The sequence below is a fragment of the Kribbella sp. NPDC026596 genome, assembly GCF_040638415.1.
Lineage (GTDB): Bacteria > Actinomycetota > Actinomycetes > Propionibacteriales > Kribbellaceae > Kribbella.
Genome location: NZ_JBEZYF010000164.1, coordinates 1 through 1249 on the forward strand (window position 1 = coordinate 1; position 1249 = coordinate 1249).

2 protein-coding genes are annotated in these 1249 nt (G+C 63.6%); both read left to right on the forward strand.

Going from position 1 to position 1249, the window contains the following annotated elements; translation table 11 throughout:
* The first annotated feature begins 298 nt into the window (after positions 1–298).
* On the forward strand, positions 299–709 hold the full coding sequence (locus AB0E63_RS46470; protein WP_360381349.1) for a hypothetical protein: 411 nt from the start codon (positions 299–301) through the stop codon (positions 707–709).
* Positions 710–820: 111 nt separating this feature from the next.
* A complete protein-coding gene (locus AB0E63_RS46475) occupies positions 821–1102 on the forward strand; it encodes a hypothetical protein (protein WP_360381352.1) in 282 nt (93 codons plus the stop codon).
* Positions 1103–1249: the final 147 nt, after the last annotated feature.

Below are 1249 nucleotides of genomic sequence, written 5' to 3' on the forward strand. Positions count from 1 at the left end.
CCCTCACGAAGCACCAGCGCAGCAGCAGGACGGTTCGCCATACTCCATACTGACCCACCATCAACCGTTACCTAATTAATGACACGCGACACTAGGCCTCTTCATCGGACTCGACGATGAGGGGAATGGTGGTTGGGGTCGCCTTGAGCCGGATCTCAAAGCCGCCGCCGCGCAAGAACTCGACCGGCTGACCCACGGACACGACCGAACCAACACCCCGGAATCGCACTGATTTGCCGCGATCCGCGCTCTCTGCCGATGAGCGGTCACGGCCTAGAGGTGCTAGTAGCCTCGTCGCGTGACGTACCCATTCCCGGTCCGGCCATGGCCCGACATCATCGAGTTCTACGAGTGGCTCTTGGACGATGGGGCTACTTTCGTGGCGCCGATGTTGAGCGTTGCTCGCAGCGTGGTCGTCGAAGGCGCAGATAGTCAGATCGGCGGACATACGTCAATGCATGACCTTGTAGTGACCTCGCTGCCCGTAGGCAGCGCGGTGCCCCTTGATCAAGTGCGGGTTGCGCTTGCGCCAACCCCAGGACCCCGGGCGGAGTTTCGACTGTCCCGGCCTGGCATCGTCCGGATTAGCCACTACTCGGGTGTTGGCCAGGACGACGAGATCGAGAGGCCAGCATCTGAGGTCTTGCCGCTGTTCTGGCGCTTCATGATCGAGAAGTACGGTGTCCATCCGGCGCGCGACCTTGCCTGAAAACGCACTGTCATGCCGCGTTGAGGGCGGCTACGCTCGCCCGGATCTGCCGCAGTCAGGGCGGCGCAGCGTGGCCGGTTGTGCCGCCGTGAGGTTAGTAGCCTTGCCTTCATGTCGACCAAGTCGGAGCGACGGGCCGCCCGCGAGGTGGTTGCGGCGTATCACGAGGCGCGTTTGGGTGAGCTTGTCGGGCGTGTAGGGGAGGCGCTGGATCGCTGTCGCGCCGGCGATCTGGACGCGTTCGACACCGATCAGGTCATCTTCCAGTACAGCCGCGCCGCGAACGAATTGTGGAAGTTCTGCAACCTGTCCGACGTCGTGTTCACCGCGCAGGTAGTTGTCGAGCGGGCGCCGGCGGACTGGTGGGAACGGGGAGCGCCGCGGCGAAGATGAGTTAGTGCCGCAGTTGGCTCTGAGGCCGGTTCGATCCGACGCGGTCCGCTCGGTCATGCCGAATTGAGGATGCTCGCCGTACTGGTCGGGACCTACGCTGTACCCGAACCCGCCCAAGGCGCATCTACCCGGTAAGGGTGCGTCCTG

Bases quoted from the DNA above. Each gene is read 5' to 3' on its own strand.
- AB0E63_RS46475 (WP_360381352.1), top strand. From the start codon at position 821: ATGTCGACCAAGTCGGAGCGACGGGCCGCCCGCGAGGTGGTTGCGGCG.